This window comes from Paraburkholderia tropica (genome assembly GCF_914484835.1).
Classification (GTDB): domain Bacteria; phylum Pseudomonadota; class Gammaproteobacteria; order Burkholderiales; family Burkholderiaceae; genus Paraburkholderia; species Paraburkholderia tropica_A.
In genome coordinates, this window is the sequence record NZ_CAJZAR010000082.1 from 1 (window position 1) to 19,015 (window position 19,015).

Below are 19,015 nucleotides of genomic sequence, written 5' to 3' on the forward strand. Positions count from 1 at the left end.
CGCACATCAGCGCGCGCTCATCGACATCATCGCGGAACACGCGCCAGGCCTCTCGCTCGCGTACGAGGACGTGGCGCTGCATGCCCGTCCGATCGTCGGCGCGATCCTGAGTCCGCAGCCCGCGCAGCGGCTTTCGCAGGCCCGCGCGCGCTTCGAGGCGGCGCTGCTGCCCGCGCTGAAGGCGCGTCTGGGCAACGGCAGCCGCGCGGCCAACGCGCTCGCCGAGGCGGCGTTCGACGAGATGGACGCCTGTTTCGGCGAATTGACCGGCCCCAATCCCTATGACTTCTGGCGCCTCGCCGTCGCCTGCGGACGCGCGCTGCGGCGCGGCGTGACGTATTGGGGCGACGAGGACGTGCGGCGTTTCTACGCACGCTGCAACCTGCTGCTCGGCGAGCACGCACGCGGCTTGCGCATCGTTCCGCAATCGCTCGTGCGTTCGGCGCTCGCGCTGTTGTGGCGCGATTACGCGCTGTTCGGCGCGTCGGCTGAAGATACCGCCGACGTCGAGCTGCTGCACGACTATGGCTTGACCGTCGACTGGCACGTGGCCGGCACCCAGGCGTCCGAGGCGCTGTGGGAGGCGGAAAGCGCGCAGGCCGGCGCGCTCGCGGCGCGGGTCGCGCCGTCGCGCGATCTGGGCGCGCTCGTCGTCAACGGCAATGCTTACGAGGATTTCCTCCAGACCGCCGATGCTGCGATGCTCGCGCTCGGCACCCAGGCGCGGGCGCTGTCGCTGCGCAACGACGGCACGCACGGCGATCCGGCGGCCTCGCTGCTGGCGGCGGAGGCGGCGTACCGGATCGGTGCGGCGGCGTGGGCGCTTGGCCTGGGCCACGTGGCGCTGCTGTCGGATGCGCTCGGGCTGGCCTGGCGGCGCGCGGCGCACGCGATGAGCGCGCATGAGACGTCGACGGGCGGTGCGCATGGCGAGAGCGGTGCAAGTGGTACAAGCGCCGCGCCATCCATCGAGGCGATCGAGTACGCCAACGAATCGCTGCGCGCGATGCTGCACAAGGTGGCGGCGGGCGTAGCGCAGCCGGACGCGACCCCGACCGTGCGGGCGCTCGGCCTGGCGATCGCGAGCGGCGCGGGCAACAACGCCAGCAACAGCACCAGCAACAACGCAGGCAACGGCGCGGCCAGCCTGACGGCAAACGCGGCGCCGTCCGCGCCAGGCGGTCTCGGCGCGACGACGCCACACTGAGCGACGGCACGCGCCCCGCCCACCGGCATCGTGCCGATTGGCCAGTCGGGCGTGTCGCGCCGCCGTGTTAGAGTGAGCAATTCCCCGTCATACGGAGCGCGGGTCGAGTTGTGCGCAGGGCGCAGGCAGGGTGCAGGTAGGGTGCAATCGGGTCGCAGGCAGGACACAAACCGAGGGCACAAACCGGGTGCCGCGCGGGTCCACGGACCCTCGGGCAACCGGCGCACCGGGCCGCCGCCATTCCGTATCGTCTTTGCTAGAATTCAAACCATGTCCAAGAGTAACGATCGCATCAACCTGACCAACCAGTTCCTGATTGCCATGCCCAGCATGGCGGATCCCACGTTTTCAGGAACGGTGGTCTACCTTTGCGATCATTCCGAGCGCGGTGCGCTCGGTCTCGTGATCAACCGTCCCACCGACATCGACCTCGAAGCGCTGTTCTCGCGCATCGACCTCAAGCTCGAAATCGAACCGTTGCTGCACGTGCCCGTTTATTTCGGCGGTCCGGTGCAGACCGAGCGCGGCTTCGTGCTGCATGCGCCCAAATCGGGCATCAACTACACCTCGTCGATGGCGGTGCCGGGCGGGCTTGAGATGACGACGTCGAAGGACGTGCTCGAAGCCGTCGCGAACGGCAGCGGTCCCGAGCAGTTCCTGCTCACGCTCGGTCACGCGGGTTGGGGCGCGGGCCAGCTCGAGGACGAAATCTCGAAGAACGGCTGGCTGACCGTGGAAGCCGACCCCAAGATCGTCTTCGACGTCCCCGCCGAAGATCGCTTCGAAGCCGCGCTCGCGCTGCTCGGCATTTCCTCGACGATGCTTTCGGGCGAAGCGGGTCACGCATGAGCGTGGCCGCGAAGCGAGGCGCCGCCGAGGCGACCTTGCTGGCGTTCGATTACGGCGAAAAACGCATCGGTGTCGCGCTCGGCAACGTGCTCACGCATAGCGCCCGCGCGCTCACCGTCATACCCAACAAGAGCAAGGAATATCGGTTCGAAGCCATCGGCGCGCTGCTGCGCGAATGGCAGCCCGATCTGCTCGTGGTCGGCCTGCCGTGCCACCCGGACGGCACGCCGCACGCCATGACGCAACTCGCCACGCGCTTCGGCAATCAACTGAATGGCCGCTTCAATCTGCCTGTCGTGTGGGTGGACGAGCGCTATTCGTCGGTCGACGCCGAGGCGCGTCTGCGCGAGCGCGGCGAACGCGCCGAGCACATCGACGCCGAAGCGGCCTGCGTGATCCTGCAGCAATACCTCGACGAGCATTCGTCGCAACCCCTCTGACGCGCCCGTGATGAGTCCACTTGACGCCGAGGCGCTGTACCGCGCCGTACTCGACCAGATCCGCGCGGCGTATCAGAGTGATGCCGCGAGCGACGCCGCCAACGCCTTCAGCGCCGCCGACGGCATCGCCATCGTCGGCATACACAGCGGCGGCGCGTGGCTCGCCGAACGGCTTGCGCGCGATCTCGGCGCGCCGCATCACGGCGTGGTGAACGTCTCGCTGCATCGCGACGACTACGCGAAGAAGGGCCTGCACAGCGAGGCGAGCCCGACCGCGCTGCCGTTCGAGGTGGAGAACCGCCGCATCCTGCTCGTCGACGACGTGCTGCACACGGGCCGCACCGTGCGCGCGGCGCTCAACGAACTCTACGATTACGGCCGTCCCGCGTCCGTTGAACTGGCCGTGCTCGCCGATCGCGGCGGCCGCGAGCTGCCGGTATCGGCACGCTTCGTCGGCGCCGAAACGGTCGTGCCCGCAGGCTCGACGCTCGTGCTCGCGCGCGAGGGCGGCGACGCTGATCTAGCCACCTTCGCGTTCAGAATCGACGCGAACGCCGGCTGATCCGCACAGGCCACGCGCAACGTATAGTGCGCGCCGCGTGGCCAGCCTCAGACACACCCAACATTCTTCCGACTCCGATCTCACCGCAGGACTCATCGCGATGAACACACAGCCCACGCCAGCGTCGCCCGATAGCGGCGACTCGCGCTTTCGCTACGGCTTCCTGAAGGGCAATCCGCAGCTCACGAAAAACGGCGAGCTCAAGCATCTGCTCTCGATCGAAGGCCTGCCGCGCAAGATCCTCACGCACATTCTCGACACGGCCACGCAGTTCGTCAGCGTGACCGACCGCGACGTGAAAAAAGTCCCGCTGCTGCGCGGCAAGTCGGTGTTCAACCTGTTCTTCGAGAACTCGACGCGCACGCGCACGACCTTCGAGATCGCCGCCAAGCGTCTCTCGGCGGACGTGCTGAACCTGAACATCAACGCGTCGTCGACGAGCAAGGGCGAATCGCTGCTCGACACCATCGGCAATCTGTCCGCGATGCACGCCGACATGTTCGTCGTGCGTCACGCATCGAGCGGCGCGCCGTATCTGATCGCCGAGCATTGTGCGCCGCACGTGCACGTGATCAACGCCGGTGACGGTCGTCACGCGCACCCGACGCAGGGCCTGCTCGACATGTACACGATTCGCCACTACAAGCGCGATTTCACGAATCTGCGCGTGGCGATCGTCGGCGACATCCTGCATTCGCGCGTGGCGCGCTCGGACATTCACGCGCTCACCACGCTCGGCGTGCCCGAAGTGCGCGCGATCGGTCCGCGCACGCTGCTGCCGGGCGGCCTCGAACAGATGGGCGTGCGCGTGTTCCACAACCTCGACGAAGGGCTCAAGGATGTGGACGTCATCATCATGCTGCGTCTGCAGAACGAGCGCATGAGCGGCGCGCTGCTGCCGTCGGCGCAGGAGTATTTCAAGAGCTGGGGGCTCACGCCCGAGCGTCTCGCGCTCGCCGCGCCCGACGCGATCGTGATGCACCCGGGGCCGATGAACCGCGGCGTCGAAATCGACTCGCAGGTCGCGGACGGCCCGCAGTCGGTGATCCTCGATCAGGTGAGCTTCGGCATCGCGGTGCGCATGGCGGTGATGGGCATCGTCGCCGGTAATAACGATTAACGCAGGGCAGACAGGGCAGCGCATGAAGATTCATATTCAAGGCGGCACGCTGATCGATCCGGCGAGCGGCACAGAGACGCGTCAGGACGTGTTCATCGAAGCGGGCAAGATCGCCGCGCTCGGTACGGCACCCGCAGGCTTTCAGGCGGACCGCACGATTGACGCCAACGGCCTCATGGTCGCGCCGGGTCTCGTCGACCTGAGCGCGCGGCTGCGCGAGCCGGGCTATGAGCACAAGGCCACGCTCGACTCCGAAATGGCGGCCGCGCTGGCGGGCGGCGTGACGAGCCTCGTGTGTCCGCCGGACACCGATCCGGTGCTCGACGAAGCGGGCCTCGTCGAGATGCTGAAGTACCGCGCGGGCAAGCTCGAACGTGCGCACGTGCATCCGCTCGGCGCGCTGACGGTCGGGCTCAAGGGGCAGACGATCACCGAGATGGTGTCGCTGACCGAGGCGGGGTGTATCGGCTTCACGCAGGCCGATCAGCCGATCGTCGATACCTCGGTGCTGCTGCGCGCGCTGCAATACGCGAGCACCTATGGCTACGCCGTGTGGCTGCGTCCGCAGGATGCGTATCTGTCGAAGGGCGGCGTGGCCGCGAGCGGCGCGCTGGCGTCGCGCCTCGGTCTCTCGGGCGTGCCGCAGAGCGCCGAGACGATCGCGCTGTTCACGCTGTTCGAACTGATGCGCGTGACGGGCGCGCGCGTGCACGTGCAGCATCTGTCGTCGGCGGCGGGCGTCGCGCTGGTGCGCGCGGCGAAGGCCGAAGGCCTGCCCGTGACCTGCGACGTCACGGCGAACCATCTGCATCTGATCGACATGGACATCGGCTATTTCGACGCGCAGTTCCGCCTCGATCCGCCGTTGCGCCAGCAACGCGACCGCGAGGCGCTGCGCGCCGGTCTCGCCGATGGCACGATCGACGCGATCTGCTCGCAGCACACGCCCGTGGACGACGACGAAAAGCTGCTGCCGTTCGGCGAAGCCACGCCGGGCGCGACGGGTCTCGAACTGCTGCTGTCGCTGACCGTGAAGTGGGCGCAGGAAGCGGGCGTGCCGCTCGCGAAGGCGCTTGCGCACATTACGTCCGGGCCTGCTGCCGTGATGGCGCGTGATGCCGGCACGGTGAGCGTGGGCGCGCGCGCCGACCTCGTCGTGTTCGACGCGGGCACGCACTGGCACGTCGAGCCGCGCGCGCTCAAGAGCCAGGGCCACAATACGCCGTTCCTCGGTTACGAACTGCCCGCCGTGGTGCGCGCGACGCTCGTGGCGGGGCGCATCGGCTTCGAACGTCATATCGAACGTAACTGAGCGCATCGCCATGAGTCTCTTCTTTCGCAAAGCCCGCCTGCTCGGCCATCTGCTGCGCGGCGCGTGGACCGTCGCGATGCGCTTTCCGCGCGCGACGCCCGAAAAACGTCACGCGCTCAACCGCGCCTGGTCGCTGAGGATGCTCGAACTGTGCGGCATGAAGCTCGTCGTGCACAACGACGCTGCGCGTCTCGACGCGGGCGCGCTGGTCGTCAGCAATCATATTTCGTGGATCGATATCTACGTGATCAACGCGTGGCGGCCGACGCCGTTCGTCTCGAAGGCCGAGGTGCGCAGCTGGCCGCTGATCGGCTGGTTCGCGCAGAATCTCGATACCGTGTTCATCGAGCGTGAGAAGCGCAGCGAAGCGCGCCGCATCATGCACGAGCTGGCCGAGCGGCTGCAGCGCGGCGAACTGATGTGCGTGTTCCCCGAGGGCACGACGACGGACGGCTTCGCGCTCAAGCCGTTTCATTCGAACATGTTCCAGGCGCCGGTGTCGGCGTGCACGCCGGTGCAGCCGGTCTGCATCATGTATGAAGATGCGCAGGGCCGTCAGTCGCTCGCGCCGGCCTATATCGACGATCTGTCGCTGAAGGACTCGCTCGACGCGATGCTGAAGTCGGGGCCGCTGACCGCGCACGTCTATGTGTGCGATGCGCTGGAACCGGGCGACGACCGCCGCAAGCTCGCGGCGCGCGCGCAGGAAGCGGTGGGCGCGGCGCTGGCGACGATGCAGGGGGCGGGGCAGGGACAGGTGCAAGGGCAGCAGCAGGAGCAGGGCGCGCGCACGCCGCAGTTGTCCTGATGCCAACACCGCCGCGCGCGATCCCAGGTCGCGCGCGGTGTGCTTATTTTCGGCTCAACCCGAAACGGCCCGGCAGGTCTCGCAGGGCACCTGGGTGAGCACACGCTGATACGGGTCGGGGACGAGATGCACGGCCGAGAGCCGCTCGCCCCACACGCAGCCCGAATCGAGCCCGACGAGGTTCGGGCGCAAGGTCAAGCCGAGCGCGGCCCAGTGGCCGAACACGACGGTGACGTCGTCGGTCTTGCGGCCGGGCACGTCGAACCACGGCAGCGTGCCTTCCGGCGCCGAATCGAGCCCGCCGCTCGCGCTGAAATCCATCACGCCGTCGCTATCGCAAAAGCGCATGCGCGTAAGCGCGCTGCACGTCACGCGCAGCCGCTCGATCCCCTTGAGATTCTTCGACCAGCGGTTCGGCTCGTTGCCGTAGAGGCCCGCGAGCGTTTCCTTCCAGTTGTCGCGCCGCAGGGCCTTTTCGAGCTCGTGCGCGAGTTCCATCGTCAGATCGACGTCCCACTGCGGCAGCACGCCCGCATGCACCATCAGCATGCCGTTCTCGTAATGCGCGATCGGACGATGACGGACCCAGTGCAGCAGGTCGTCGGCGTCGGGCGCGTTGAGAATGTCGTCGATGGTGTCGCCCTTTTTCGACTTGCGGATGCCCGCCGACACCGACAGCAGATGCAGGTCGTGATTGCCCAGCACCGCCACGCCGCGCTCGCCCAGCGCGATGATCTCGCGCAGCGTCGCCAGCGAGTCGGGGCCGCGATTGATCAGGTCGCCGGCGAACCACAGCGGCGTGTCGGCCGAGGGCGCAGCTTTGGCGAGCAATTCGCGAAACGGCGTGAGGCAACCCTGAAGATCGCCGAAGGCAAGAGGAGCAGGAGACGGCGCGTGCTTGGTCATGAATCGGAATCAGTTGCAGTACGACGCGGTGCCGCACAAAGAGGGAGTGACGGTATCACAGGAATACTTTTATCGCGTGATAGCACCTGAATTTGACATCATTGAGACAGATAGGCGCAGACGTCGTGAAAAGGGCGTTCGCTATAAGTGTCCGGTCAGAATTTGTCAAGCTGTTTCAAGATGTTAGCGGTATGGTTTTCGCTTGCGCTGGCCTTATAATTGCAAAGATAAAATCAGCGCCAAAGTATGCTGCGCGGATAATATTCGGCGCTTTTCCCGCCTGAATTTTCTTTTTACAGCATTCTTTCGAGCATCTGGTGGCCGGGGTGGTAACGCCAGATCTGCTATCAAACACGCGACAAAAAGGAGTTCCATGATCCTCGTAACGGGCGGTGCCGGCTTTATCGGCGCCAATTTTGTGCTTGACTGGCTGAGCCAGTCCGACGAAGCCGTTCTCAACGTAGACAAGCTGACCTACGCGGGCAATCTTGGGACGTTGAAGTCGCTGCAAGGCAATCCGAAGCACGTGTTCGCCCGTGTCGACATCTGCGACCGCGAAGCCCTCGACGCGCTGTTCGCCGAGCACAAGCCGCGCGCCGTGCTGCATTTCGCCGCGGAAAGCCACGTCGATCGCTCGATTCATGGTCCGGCCGATTTTGTTCAGACGAATGTGGTCGGCACCTTCACGCTGCTCGAAGCCACGCGTCAGTACTGGAACACGCTGCCCGAAGCCGAGAAAGCCGCTTTCCGCTTCCTGCACGTTTCGACCGACGAAGTGTTCGGCTCGCTCTCCGCGACCGATCCGCAGTTCTCCGAAACCACGCCGTACGCGCCCAACAGCCCGTACTCGGCGACCAAGGCCGGTTCCGACCACCTCGTGCGCGCCTACCATCACACGTATGGTCTGCCGGTGCTCACGACGAACTGCTCGAACAATTACGGTCCGTACCAGTTCCCCGAAAAGCTCATTCCGCTGATGATCGCCAACGCGCTCGCCGGCAAGCCGCTGCCCGTCTACGGCGACGGCCAGAACGTGCGCGACTGGCTCTACGTGGGCGACCACTGCAGCGCGATCCGCGAAGTGCTCGCGCGCGGCCAGAGCGGCGAGACGTACAACGTCGGCGGCTGGAACGAGAAGAAGAACCTCGAAGTCGTGCACACGCTGTGCGACCTGCTCGACGAGATGCGTCCGAAGGCCGCAGGTTCGTATCGCGACCAGATCACCTACGTGACGGATCGCCCCGGTCACGACCGCCGCTACGCGATCGACGCGCGCAAGCTCGAACGCGAACTCGGCTGGAAGCCCGCGGAAACCTTCGAAACCGGTCTCGCGAAGACGGTGCGCTGGTATCTGGATAACCAGGCATGGGCCGACGAAGTCGCTTCGGGCGACTATCGCAAGTGGGTCGAAACGAACTACGCGCAGCGCACGTAAAGGCGGTCGACATGGCTCGTAAAGGCATTATTCTCGCCGGCGGTTCCGGCACGCGGCTCTATCCGATCACCCACGCAGTCTCGAAGCAGTTGCTGCCGGTGTACGACAAGCCGATGATTTACTACCCGCTGTCGACGCTGATGATCGCGGGCATTCGCGACGTGCTCATCATCTCGACGCCGCAGGACACGCCGCGTTTCGAGGCGATGCTCGGCGACGGCAGCCAGTGGGGCATGAACATCCAGTACGCGGTGCAGCCCTCGCCGGACGGTCTCGCGCAGGCGTTCATCATCGGCAAGGATTTCGTCGGCAACGATCCGTCGGCGCTTATCCTGGGCGACAACATCTTCTACGGTCACGATCTCGCGAAGCAGCTCGAGCGTGCCAACGAACAGGATGCGGGCGCAACGGTTTTCGCCTATCACGTGCACGACCCGGAACGCTACGGCGTGGTCGAGTTCGACAAGGATTTCCGCGCGCTGTCGATTGAAGAAAAGCCTGAGAAGCCGCGTTCGAATTACGCGGTCACGGGGCTGTACTTCTACGACAACCGCGTGTGCGATATCGCGGCCGATATCAAGCCGTCGCCGCGCGGCGAGCTGGAAATCACGGATGTGAACTCGCGCTATCTGACCGACGGCGCGCTCAACGTCGAGATCATGGGCCGCGGCTACGCGTGGCTCGACACCGGCACGCACGACTCGCTGATCGAGGCGGCAACGTTTATCGCCACGCTGCAGAAGCGTCAGGGTCTCGTGGTCGCCTGTCCCGAGGAAATCGCATTCCGCTATGGCTGGATCGGCGCGGAAGCGGTGGAGAAGCTCGCCAGGCCGCTGTCGAAGAACGCCTACGGCAAGTACTTGTTGAACCTTCTTACGGATCAGGTCGCATGGCCATCACGGTAACCGCTACGGCGCTCCCCGAAGTCAAGATCATCGAGCCGAAGGTGTTCGGCGATGCGCGTGGCTACTTCTACGAAAGCTTCAATGCGCGCGAGTTCGAAGAACTGGTCGCGCCCGGCGTCGTGTTCGTGCAGGACAACCATTCGCGTTCGGCGAAGGGCGTGCTGCGCGGCCTCCACTATCAGATCCAGCATGCGCAGGGCAAGCTCGTGCGCGTGGTGGAAGGCGAAGTGTTCGACGTGGCCGTCGACCTGCGCCGCGACTCGCCGAACTTCGGCAAGTGGGTGGGCGTGACGCTGTCGGCTGAGAATCATCGGCAATTGTGGGTGCCGCCCGGTTTCGCGCACGGTTTTGTCGTGCTGTCGGAGTCGGCGCAGTTCCTCTACAAGACGACCGACTACTGGTTCCCGGAGCACGAGCGCAGCATCGTCTGGAACGATCCGGCCATCGGCATCGAATGGCCGATCGATTTCGAGCCGCTGCTGGCGGCCAAGGACGCGGCGGGCAAGCAGCTGGCCGACGCCGAAGTCTATGAGTGAGGCGGCGATGGACAAGCAAGCGACCATCCTCGTCACGGGTATCAACGGCCAGGTCGGCTTCGAGCTGCTGCGCAGTCTGCAGGGGCTCGGGCGTGTTGTTGGCTGCGATCGCGCGGCGCTCGATCTCGACAATCCCGATGCAATTCGCCGCGTCGTGCGCGAAGTGAAGCCCACGATCATCGTCAATCCGGCTGCTTATACGGCGGTGGACAAGGCGGAGAGCGACGTGGAAGGCGCGACGCGCCTGAACGTGCAGGCGCCGGCCGTGCTCGCCGAAGAGGCGAAGCAGCTGGGCGCGGCGCTCGTTCACTATTCGACCGACTATGTGTTCGACGGCACGAAGGATTCGCCGTATGTCGAGACCGATGCGGTGAATCCGCAGAACGTCTACGGCCGCACGAAGCTGGAAGGCGAGCAGGCGATCGCGGCGAGCGGCTGCGATCATCTGATTCTGCGCACGAGCTGGGTGTATGGGCGGCGTGGCAAGAACTTCCTGCTGACGATGTTGAAGCTGGGCGCGGAGCGCGAGGAGTTGAGCGTGGTGGCCGATCAGATCGGCGCGCCGACGTGGTCGCGCACGATTGCGACGACGACCGCGCATGTGCTCGCGCAAGCTGCCAACGCGGCCGATCGCGCGCAGTGGTGGGCGCAACAATCGGGCGTCTATCATCTGACCGCCGGTGGCGCGACTTCGTGGCATGGATTTGCCGAGGCGATTTTCAATGCGTCGGATTTGCCGAAGAAGCCCGTCGTCAAACCGATTCCGGCCTCTGCGTATCCGACGCCGGCCAAACGTCCCGGCAATTCCCGGCTATCGAACGACAAGCTTGCGCAGGTATTCGGCGTGCGGTCGCCCGACTGGCAGGATGCATTGCGTTTGTGTATGGCTGCGTGCTGACCGGTTCGATGTTTTTGCGCCGCTGCCGGTAAGGGCAGAGCGCGCTGTTGCGGCCCGCCCCTGACCGAAGGGGCGGCGTTCGTGCATGTAATAATGTCCTGTTTACCGCCCATGATCCCAATCACACGGGCAGTGCACTTGTACGCTCACCAGTAACGACTATGACAATTACCCCGGTCATTCTTTGCGGCGGCTCCGGTACACGCATGTGGCCATTGTCTCGCAGTGGATATCCGAAGCAGTTTCTGTCCCTTTGTGGCGATTTGACCTTGTTGCAGCAGACGGCGAGGAGACTCGATGGTCTCGCTGGCACGGCAGCGCCGCTGGTCATCTCGAACGAGCAGCAGCGGTTTCTCGTTGCGGAACAGTTGCGCGAGACAGGTGTGCAGGGTCGTGTGGTGCTCGAACCTGTCGCCCGTAACACGGGGCCGGCAATCGCGGCGGCGGCGTTGATTGCATCGAGAGACGATGCGGATGCGGTTCTGCTGGTGTTGCCCTCGGATCACATGATCGAAAACGATGGCGTCTTTCGCTCGGTTGTCGAGAAGGCGCTACCGCAGGCGCTTGAGGGGAAACTCGTCACGTTTGGAATCGAGCCCACCGAGCCTCATACGGGATATGGCTACATCCGGCGCGCGGCAGCGCGGGCGGACGACGGAGTTTTCGAGGTCGATTCGTTCGTTGAAAAGCCGAACGAGGCGCGGGCGCTCGCCTTTTTACAGGAAGGCGGCTACTACTGGAACAGCGGCATGTTCCTGTTTCGCGCTGACGCCTACCTGCGCGAACTGGCGTTGCATGGACCGGACGTGCTCGAACAGGTCACGCAGGCGGTCGATCTCGCGAAGCAAGATCTCGATTTTCTGCGTCTCGATTGCGACGCGTTTGCAGCAAGCCGCGCGGATTCAATCGACTATCTGGTGATGGAGCAGACTGCGCATGCGGTGGTCGTCGCAGCTGCGGGGATTGGCTGGAGCGACGTGGGGACATGGAGCGCGCTTGCCGCAATCAGTCCGCGCGACGAGGCGGGCAACACTTTGCAGGGCGACGTGCTTGCGCTCGATACGACCAATACGTTCGTACGTAGCGAGTCCCGGATGGTAGCGGTACTCGGCGTCGACAACGTGGTCGTCGTCGAGACGGCTGACGCTGTGCTCGTCGCGAGCAAGGAACGGGCGCAGGACGTCAAGAAGATCGTTGATCAACTTAATGCCGCTGGGCGCGTCGAATCCGAATTGCATCGCAAGGTGGCGCGTCCTTGGGGCACTTACGAAGGCGTGGATAGCGGTGATCGGTTCCAGGTGAAAAGAATTGTCGTCAATCCTGGCGCGTCGTTGTCGCTGCAGATGCATTATCACCGTGCAGAGCACTGGATCGTCGTACGAGGCACGGCGCGCGTCGTGAACGGTGATACCACATTGCTCCTCTCGGAAAACCAGTCGACTTACATTCCTCTCGGCACCCAGCATCGTCTCGAGAATCCCGGAAAGGTTCCACTGGAGATGATCGAGGTCCAGTCCGGCGCCTATCTAGGGGAAGACGATATCGTCCGCTTCGAAGACAACTATGGACGGATGCCTAACCGTTGATTTTCCGTGGCCTCCTTTGTCGTCTGCAATGTTGCGCGCTGGGGAGCTAACGGTTTTTTGCTGAAGAAATATGCTGCGTTTATTTGACAATCCGAAGCGCATGTTCCGCATGTTCGTTGCGAATCGTGGCCTTATCGCGGCGTTAACGGTTCGCGAAGTGCTGGGGCGTTACCGTGGCTCGATGCTGGGAATGTTCTGGGCGGTCTTTCAGCCCATTCTCATGCTTGCTGTTTACACGTTTGTGTTTGGCGTGATCTTCCGCTCGCGCTGGCCCGGCGGGACAGGGTCGCGAGCAGAATTCGCGCTGGTGCTGTTCTCCGGGCTACTCGTGTTCAACATGTTTGCCGAGTGCCTGAACCGGGCGCCGAGCATCATCCTGTCGAACGTGAACTACGTAAAGCGCGTGGTGTTCCCGCTGGAAATCCTGCCGCTCGTGGCCGTCGCGGTCGCGCTCTTTCATCTGTTCATCAGCTTCCTGGTATGGCTGGTGTTCTATCTGATTGCGATCGGCGTTCCGTCTGTCACGGTGCTGTTGTTCCCCATTGCGCTGCTTCCGTTAATTTTCCTGTCGCTCGGGATTGCCTGGTTTTTTTCAGCGCTTGGCGTTTTCATTCGCGATACCGCGCAGATCACCGGCTTGTTCACGACGGTATTGATGTTTCTTTCGCCTATTTTCTATTCTGCCGATTCCATTCCGGCGCGGTTCCGCCCTGTTGCAGAGTTGAATCCTCTCGTTCCGGTCATCGAGCAGGTCCGCCGGGTTTTGATGTGGCATGAGGGGCTCGACCTCCATGCGTATTTGCCAGTGCTGTTGTTGTCGATCGTCGTGTTGTTCGGCGGCTTCTGGTGGTTCGAGAAGACACGAAAAGGATTTGCGGATGTCCTCTGATTACGCCATCAAGATCGATAATCTGAGCAAGTGTTATCACATCTACGATCGTCCTCGAGACCGCTTGCTGCAGATGCTGTTTCGAGGCCAACGTACCTACTTTCGCGAATTTTGGGCCGTGCACAATGTTTCGTTCACGGTGGAGCGCGGTACGACGGTAGCAATCATCGGGCGCAATGGCGCGGGCAAGTCGACCTTGTTGCAGATGATCTGCAGGACCCTTTCTCCTACTGAAGGAAATATTGAGGTTCGCGGCAAGGTTGCAGCGTTGCTGGAACTTGGCGCAGGCTTTAATCCTGAGTTCACGGGCCGTGAGAACGTGTATCTGGCGGCTTCGCTGCACGGTTTGAGCCGCGAGCAGACCAATGCGCGGTTTGATGCGATCACTGCTTTTGCGGGGATTGGCGACTACGTGGATCAGCCGGTCAAGACGTACTCGAGCGGCATGTTCGTGCGACTCGCGTTCGCCGTGATCGCTCACGTCGATGCCGATGTCTTGATCGTCGACGAAGCGCTAAGCGTGGGTGACGCGTTCTTCCAACAGAAGTGCATGCGCTTCCTGCTGGATTTCAAGGCGAATGGCGGCACGCTTCTGTTTGTCAGCCATGACATGAGCGCGGTGAACGCGCTTTGCGAGCACGCGATCCTGTTGCGTCGCGAAGGATCGCAATACCTCTACGAAACGGGGACACCGAAAGAGATCGCGATGATCTATCTGCGCGATCTTTATTCTGAGAAGGCCGCGTCGCAGATTGGTGTAGCTGGATCATCGGACGGATCCCCCGGCACTTTAGTGGCCGTCGACTCGTCGAGCAAACGGCCTGAACGGGCACATAGATACGAAGTCGAGTCCGTTCCGCCCGTGCGCTATCACGCATCGCAGTTCCGGACCGAAGCGGAGAGCTTCGGTATCGGCGGCGCGACTATTACCGCGGCTTTCTTCCGGAATGGCGATGGAGAGGCGGTCGGGGAGTTCTACTCCGACGAAATGGTCAGTCTCGTGATACGGGCTTCTGTGAAGGCGGATATGACCTATCCGGCGATTGGGTTCGTCATAAAGGACAATCACGGGCAAAAGCTGATGGCGGAGAGCACCGATAGTTATCTGCGCGAGCAGGCGATCGTCGCTAGCGCTGGCTCAGAAATCGAGGCGGCGTTCTCGATGTGCTTCCCCGCGCTCATCCGGGGCGAATACTCGATCGACGTCGCTTTTGCGGAAGGGCCGGGCAGCGATCATGTCCAGCACCATCTGATGCATGACGTGATGGTGCTGACTGCGCTTGGTAGCAATCTCGTGCATGGCAAGCTCGGAGCACCGTCGCTCTCCATTACCTTCGATGTGACTCAATCTGAAAGTCTGTCCGATGGCGCAAATGCAATGTAAGTACGGCCTCTTCGAGGTATCCGGCAACCGTGGCTATGCGGTGGACTCGCTGCGGCTATACGGAGAGTTTGCCGAGCGTCAACTCGTCACGATGCTGCGCTTCGTTGAACCGGGCAGTGTGGTCGTGGACATCGGGGCCGATGTTGGTGCGCGTGCGATTGCGTTTGCGCGTCACGTACAGGATGCGGGCCGAATTCATGCGCTTGAATTGCGAGGCGCAGTCGCCGACGTGTTGAAAGCCAACGTAGCCCGCAATTTCTTGCAGGACGCAGTCACGGTCCAGGAAGTCGGCGATGAAGCAGAGGCTTCGTCGGGGGCGGCGTTCTGGGGGGCGTTCGAGTCATTGGCGCTGCCGGGCGCAGATCTCGTTCACGTCGGGCGCGGAGTCGTGGTACCGCCGTCGACGGTTTTCGGTCCGGCGTCGGGTGCCATCGGCCGATGCCGGCCGGTCATATGCGTCGATCTCGCCAACGCGCAGGATGGCGAAGCCTGGCTTACCGCAGCGAAGCGCGAACGCTACACGGTATTCGGACACGTCGCATTTGCGTTCAATCCGGAAAACTATCGCCGTTGTGCTGAGAATGTATACGGCGACGTGTGCGATCGCATGCTGATTCTCGTGCCGAACGAAGACGGAACGCGTTTTCATACTCAGGATCTGCTCCCGGTCACGTCCCTCGAGAGTCTGCGCGTATTGTCCCGGGACACGGTGGTGCAGGCGAGCGGCACACCTTCGACCTCGATTTCCGGGCGCCTCGCTCCCTGGACGCCGATGCGCGAGACCGCCGCAGGCGCCATCGACGACAGTGTTGCGCTCCCTTATGAGGCAATCTGCCCCAAGAGCGAGTTGCACATCGTTGTGCCGTTCTATAAGAAAGAGGAACTTGTTCCGCAACTGTTCAGTTCGCTCAATGCGATCGGCGATGAACTGCGCCGGCTCGACGCGAAGGTCTTTTTCTATAACGACAGCCCAGACTATGCGCCACTCCAGGCCGCACTGGAAAGCTGCCGCTTCGATGACCCTGCGATCAGCTTCGAGGTCATCACCAACGAGAGCAATCAGGGCTTTATCGGAACGTGTAACCGCGCGTTCGTGCGCGCAAAGGCGGCGCGAGCCGCGGTTGTCCTGCTGAACTCGGACACCATTGTGTTTCCGGGCGCGCTGAGCGAAATGCTCGAGGTAGCGGCGCTAGACCCGATGATTGGTTTCGTTTCGCCACGCAGCAACAATGCGACCATCGCAACATTGCCTTATTCATTCCTGGATCAGGACGTCACTCCGCAACGTGGCTACGCGGCATTTCTGCAGACTGCTTCGACCTTGCCACGTTACTCATTCGTACCTACGGCGGTGGGTTTCTGTCTGCTGATCAAGTGGACTGTTCACAGCGAATTGGGTGGCTTCGACCCTGTTTATGGAACCGGTTACAACGAAGAAAACGATCTGGTCATGCGCGCGAACCGGTGCGGTTATAGTGCGGTGCTTGCCAATCAGGCCTTCGTCTGGCACATGGGTGAGCAATCGTTCGCCGAGTCGTCGCGGGCGAAAGCCGCTCGTGAGGCGAAGAACGCACCTATCCTCCATGCGCGCTATCCGGAGTACCCGCAACTCGTCCATGCGTATTTCGCCTCGCCGGAATTCCGCGCGGAAACGCTGATCGAATACGCGGGCGGCAAGGACGGGCAACTCGTCTACGCGTTCGATTTTTCCAGTTTTGGTCCCTATTTTAATGGGACGTTTGAATCGGGCATCAAGCTCCTCGAAGCAGCCGTGCGCACCTGGCCCCGGCATTGCGAGATTGCCGTCTACATGCAAAAGGCGGCATGGGACTTTCATGGCCTCGCTCGTCTTGATGGCGTGGCGCGGCTGGAAGTCGACGGGCAATCGGAGAAGGTCACAGCGATTGTGCGCATTGGGCAGCCGTTCGATGTCGATGCCATGTCGCGTCTCGTGAATCGTGCCCCGGTAGTCGGCATCTTTATGCTCGACACGATCGCCTACGACTGTGGCTATCTGTCGTTGAATTTCGATGCGCGTATCTGGCACTTTGCCCTTCGCCATATCGACGTGCTGTTCACGAACTCGCGTTTTACGCTCGATCGCATTACGAACCGATTTGAAATTGGATCGACGGTGATCCAAAAGGTGTCGCCTCACTCGCTTGATATCAGCGAATACGGCTCGCCGAGTGAAAAGCGCGATGAGGACGAGTCGCACATTTTCGTGATCGGTAACCACTTCAACCACAAGTTCGTACGTCCGACGGTGGATGCGATTGCTGCTGCGTTTCCCAACGAGCGCATCGTCGCAGTGGGGTACGGCGATAAGCCGTCGCCGCACGCAAACGTCAAGGCCTTTCAGGCCGGGCATCTCTCGGACGAAGAATTCGAGAAGTTCTATTCCAACGCTCGTGCCGTTGTGTTCCCGAGTCACTACGAAGGCTTTGGCTTTCCGGTCCTGCACGCGTTGTCGCGCAGGAGGCCAATTTACGTGCGGGACTCTGCACTTTATCGAGAGTTGGCCGCAGGTACCGAAGGTGCGGAAAACATTCATTTCTTTTGCACGATGGAAGACCTGATCTCCGATATCCGGGAGAACGGTATGCATTGGATCACCCCCGAGACGACTGGCGAGCGAGGCGGGTGGGACCGCTCGGCGCGGGAAGTGTTCGCCTCGATGGAGGAGGCGCGACGAACCGTGAGGTACGGTACGCTCGTAGATCGGTTACGCCAGTTCGACCAGCTTCGTCTCGCGCTCAGCGGTGGTGGTAGTGTCGCGCCGACTCCCGGAAAATGGGTGGGCATGAGAGTCGATGCCGGCGTGCAGCGAGTGCTGCGCGTACCTGGCATGAAGCCGCTGGCGCGTCGTTGTTGGCACTTCGCCCGGCGTCTGCGGAACAGGCGTAGGGGCAATCAGTAAACGGAATGACGATGATATCGATTCGGGGCAATAGCACAGATCGGCAAGAGACCATGAGTAAAGCGGCGCAGACCCAGCTGTCGGACGACCTTTCCTCAGCACGCGTACTGGTTGTCGGAGACGTCATGCTGGACCGGTACTGGTTCGGCGACGTTCACCGCATCTCCCCGGAAGCGCCAGTGCCGGTCGTGCACGTTTCCACCACCGAGGACCGCCTCGGCGGAGCGGCAAACGTCGCCCGCAATATCGCAGCATTGAATGCACAGTCGGGACTGTTGTGCGTGGTTGGTACCGATGAGGCTGGCGAGCAGATCGTTTCCTTGCTGCGTGACAGTCGCGTGCAGGCACATCTGGAGCGAGATCCTTCGTTGCCTACCACCATCAAGCTACGTGTGCTGTCGCGACATCAACAACTGCTAAGGGTCGATTTCGAGAGCGCGCCGGCCCACGAAGTTCTGCTCGCAGGGCTGGCTCGCTTTGAGGCCTTGCTCCCGTCGCATGACGTGATTCTTATGTCCGATTACGCGAAAGGCGGTCTGACGCATGTCACGAAAATGATTGGCGCTGCTCGCGCGGCGGGCAAGCCAGTGCTGATCGATCCGAAAGGTGACGACTGGGAGCGTTATCGAGGGGCGACATTGATCACGCCGAATCGTAGCGAACTGCAACAGGTCGTCGGTCAGTGGAAGTCGGAAGACGATCTTCATGCGCGCGTTGCGCGACTGCGCGCGGATCTCGAACTCGAGGCGCTGCTTCTGACGCGCTCGGAAGAGGGCATGACACTCTTCACCGATGCAGGGGCGACGCACGAGTCTGCGCGTGCACGCGAGGTCTATGACGTGTCGGGTGCTGGCGACACCGTTATCGCTACGCTCGCGGCGATGATCGGCGCTGGTGCGTCGCTGGTCGACGCGGTTTCTGTTGCGAATCGGGCAGCGGGCATCGTCGTCGGGAAACTTGGTACGGCAACGGTCGAATTTAGCGAGCTCTTCCCCGATGCGTTGAGCGACAAACAGAACGTCGCGCTGGAGAATCAACCATGACCCTCATCGTCACCGGCGCGGCCGGCTTCATCGGCAGCAATATCGTCAAGGCGCTTAACGAACGCGGTGAAGACCGCATCATCGCCGTCGATAACCTCACGCGCGCCGACAAGTTCAAGAATCTCGTCGATTGCGAAATCGACGATTACATCGACAAGACCGAGTTCGTCGAGCGCTTCGCGCGCGGCGACTTCGACAAGGTGCGTGCGGTGTTC

Annotated in this window: 18 protein-coding genes; 17 read left to right on the top strand and 1 reads right to left on the bottom strand. The window is 62.7% G+C overall.

The features are described 5' to 3' along the window. The 7 genes from LDO54_RS31310 to LDO54_RS31340 all read left to right on the top strand — a co-directional run. A partial coding sequence (locus LDO54_RS31310) for a hypothetical protein (RefSeq protein ID WP_224015378.1) occupies window positions 1–1,207 on the top strand: 1,207 nt, incomplete at its 5' end. A gap of 270 nt (window positions 1,208–1,477) precedes the next feature. Then, window positions 1,478–2,056 (top strand): YqgE/AlgH family protein, encoded by a 579-nt coding sequence (locus LDO54_RS31315; RefSeq protein ID WP_224015380.1) that lies wholly within the window; start codon window positions 1,478–1,480, stop codon window positions 2,054–2,056. Next, window positions 2,053–2,496, top strand: a complete 444-nt coding sequence (gene ruvX / locus LDO54_RS31320) for a Holliday junction resolvase RuvX (RefSeq protein ID WP_224015382.1) — start codon at window positions 2,053–2,055, stop codon at window positions 2,494–2,496. The genes LDO54_RS31315 and ruvX overlap by 4 nt, the downstream gene beginning before the upstream one ends. 10 nt (window positions 2,497–2,506) lie before the next feature. Continuing rightward, the gene (gene pyrR / locus LDO54_RS31325) at window positions 2,507–3,058 is read left to right on the top strand and encodes a bifunctional pyr operon transcriptional regulator/uracil phosphoribosyltransferase PyrR (protein WP_224015384.1); all 552 of its coding nucleotides are present in this window, start codon (window positions 2,507–2,509) and stop codon (window positions 3,056–3,058) included. 100 nt (window positions 3,059–3,158) lie between these two features. Beyond that, complete coding sequence (locus LDO54_RS31330; protein ID WP_224015386.1) at window positions 3,159–4,178, top strand: aspartate carbamoyltransferase catalytic subunit; 1,020 nt, start codon at window positions 3,159–3,161, stop codon at window positions 4,176–4,178. A gap of 22 nt (window positions 4,179–4,200) precedes the next feature. After that, window positions 4,201–5,490: a dihydroorotase gene (locus LDO54_RS31335; RefSeq protein WP_224015388.1), complete on the top strand. Its 1,290-nt coding sequence runs from the start codon at window positions 4,201–4,203 to the stop codon at window positions 5,488–5,490. A gap of 10 nt (window positions 5,491–5,500) precedes the next feature. Further along, window positions 5,501–6,298, top strand: coding sequence for a lysophospholipid acyltransferase family protein (locus LDO54_RS31340; protein WP_224015390.1), 798 nt, complete (start codon window positions 5,501–5,503; stop codon window positions 6,296–6,298). 54 nt (window positions 6,299–6,352) lie between these two features. Here LDO54_RS31340 and LDO54_RS31345 read toward each other — a convergent pair whose 3' ends face one another. Continuing rightward, window positions 6,353–7,204 carry a symmetrical bis(5'-nucleosyl)-tetraphosphatase gene (locus LDO54_RS31345; RefSeq protein WP_224015391.1) on the bottom strand — a complete coding sequence of 284 codons (852 nt, stop codon included), beginning with the start codon at window positions 7,202–7,204 and terminating at the stop codon, window positions 6,353–6,355. 373 nt (window positions 7,205–7,577) lie between these two features. Here LDO54_RS31345 and rfbB point away from each other — a divergent pair, with 373 nt between their 5' ends. The 10 genes from rfbB to LDO54_RS31395 form a co-directional block, all read left to right on the top strand. Next, the gene (gene rfbB / locus LDO54_RS31350) at window positions 7,578–8,639 is read left to right on the top strand and encodes a dTDP-glucose 4,6-dehydratase (protein ID WP_224015393.1); all 1,062 of its coding nucleotides are present in this window, start codon (window positions 7,578–7,580) and stop codon (window positions 8,637–8,639) included. A gap of 11 nt (window positions 8,640–8,650) precedes the next feature. Then, window positions 8,651–9,544: a glucose-1-phosphate thymidylyltransferase RfbA gene (gene rfbA, locus LDO54_RS31355; RefSeq protein WP_224015395.1), complete on the top strand. Its 894-nt coding sequence runs from the start codon at window positions 8,651–8,653 to the stop codon at window positions 9,542–9,544. Beyond that, the gene (gene rfbC, locus LDO54_RS31360; protein ID WP_224015397.1) at window positions 9,529–10,080 is read left to right on the top strand and encodes a dTDP-4-dehydrorhamnose 3,5-epimerase; all 552 of its coding nucleotides are present in this window, start codon (window positions 9,529–9,531) and stop codon (window positions 10,078–10,080) included. Before rfbA ends, rfbC begins: the two co-directional genes overlap by 16 nt. A 7-nt stretch (window positions 10,081–10,087) precedes the next feature. Continuing rightward, window positions 10,088–10,978: a dTDP-4-dehydrorhamnose reductase gene (gene rfbD, locus LDO54_RS31365; protein ID WP_224015399.1), complete on the top strand. Its 891-nt coding sequence runs from the start codon at window positions 10,088–10,090 to the stop codon at window positions 10,976–10,978. Window positions 10,979–11,139: 161 nt separating this feature from the next. Further along, window positions 11,140–12,564 carry a mannose-1-phosphate guanylyltransferase/mannose-6-phosphate isomerase gene (locus LDO54_RS31370; protein WP_224015401.1) on the top strand — a complete coding sequence of 475 codons (1,425 nt, stop codon included), beginning with the start codon at window positions 11,140–11,142 and terminating at the stop codon, window positions 12,562–12,564. A gap of 70 nt (window positions 12,565–12,634) precedes the next feature. After that, a complete protein-coding gene (locus tag LDO54_RS31375) occupies window positions 12,635–13,453 on the top strand; it encodes an ABC transporter permease (protein WP_224015403.1) in 819 nt (272 codons plus the stop codon). Continuing rightward, window positions 13,443–14,837, top strand: a complete 1,395-nt coding sequence (locus LDO54_RS31380; RefSeq protein ID WP_224015404.1) for an ABC transporter ATP-binding protein — start codon at window positions 13,443–13,445, stop codon at window positions 14,835–14,837. Before LDO54_RS31375 ends, LDO54_RS31380 begins: the two co-directional genes overlap by 11 nt. After that, complete coding sequence (locus LDO54_RS31385; protein ID WP_224015407.1) at window positions 14,818–17,757, top strand: glycosyltransferase; 2,940 nt, start codon at window positions 14,818–14,820, stop codon at window positions 17,755–17,757. Before LDO54_RS31380 ends, LDO54_RS31385 begins: the two co-directional genes overlap by 20 nt. A gap of 53 nt (window positions 17,758–17,810) precedes the next feature. After that, a complete protein-coding gene (rfaE1, locus tag LDO54_RS31390; protein WP_224015409.1) occupies window positions 17,811–18,800 on the top strand; it encodes a D-glycero-beta-D-manno-heptose-7-phosphate kinase in 990 nt (329 codons plus the stop codon). After that, window positions 18,797–19,015: NAD-dependent epimerase/dehydratase family protein (locus tag LDO54_RS31395; protein ID WP_224015410.1), on the top strand; the 219-nt coding region annotated here is incomplete at its 3' end. The genes rfaE1 and LDO54_RS31395, both read left to right, overlap by 4 nt.

Coding starts and splice junctions, on each gene's coding strand:
- LDO54_RS31315 (WP_224015380.1), top strand. CDS start 1,478: ATGTCCAAGAGTAACGATCGCATCAACCTGACCAACCAGTTCCTGATT.
- ruvX (WP_224015382.1), top strand. CDS start 2,053: ATGAGCGTGGCCGCGAAGCGAGGCGCCGCCGAGGCGACCTTGCTGGCG.
- pyrR (WP_224015384.1), top strand. CDS start 2,507: ATGAGTCCACTTGACGCCGAGGCGCTGTACCGCGCCGTACTCGACCAG.
- LDO54_RS31330 (WP_224015386.1), top strand. CDS start 3,159: ATGAACACACAGCCCACGCCAGCGTCGCCCGATAGCGGCGACTCGCGC.
- LDO54_RS31335 (WP_224015388.1), top strand. CDS start 4,201: ATGAAGATTCATATTCAAGGCGGCACGCTGATCGATCCGGCGAGCGGC.
- LDO54_RS31340 (WP_224015390.1), top strand. CDS start 5,501: ATGAGTCTCTTCTTTCGCAAAGCCCGCCTGCTCGGCCATCTGCTGCGC.
- LDO54_RS31345 (WP_224015391.1), bottom strand. CDS start 7,204: ATGACCAAGCACGCGCCGTCTCCTGCTCCTCTTGCCTTCGGCGATCTT.
- rfbB (WP_224015393.1), top strand. CDS start 7,578: ATGATCCTCGTAACGGGCGGTGCCGGCTTTATCGGCGCCAATTTTGTG.
- rfbA (WP_224015395.1), top strand. CDS start 8,651: ATGGCTCGTAAAGGCATTATTCTCGCCGGCGGTTCCGGCACGCGGCTC.
- rfbC (WP_224015397.1), top strand. CDS start 9,529: ATGGCCATCACGGTAACCGCTACGGCGCTCCCCGAAGTCAAGATCATC.
- rfbD (WP_224015399.1), top strand. CDS start 10,088: ATGGACAAGCAAGCGACCATCCTCGTCACGGGTATCAACGGCCAGGTC.
- LDO54_RS31370 (WP_224015401.1), top strand. CDS start 11,140: ATGACAATTACCCCGGTCATTCTTTGCGGCGGCTCCGGTACACGCATG.
- LDO54_RS31375 (WP_224015403.1), top strand. CDS start 12,635: ATGCTGCGTTTATTTGACAATCCGAAGCGCATGTTCCGCATGTTCGTT.
- LDO54_RS31380 (WP_224015404.1), top strand. CDS start 13,443: ATGTCCTCTGATTACGCCATCAAGATCGATAATCTGAGCAAGTGTTAT.
- LDO54_RS31385 (WP_224015407.1), top strand. CDS start 14,818: ATGGCGCAAATGCAATGTAAGTACGGCCTCTTCGAGGTATCCGGCAAC.
- rfaE1 (WP_224015409.1), top strand. CDS start 17,811: ATGAGTAAAGCGGCGCAGACCCAGCTGTCGGACGACCTTTCCTCAGCA.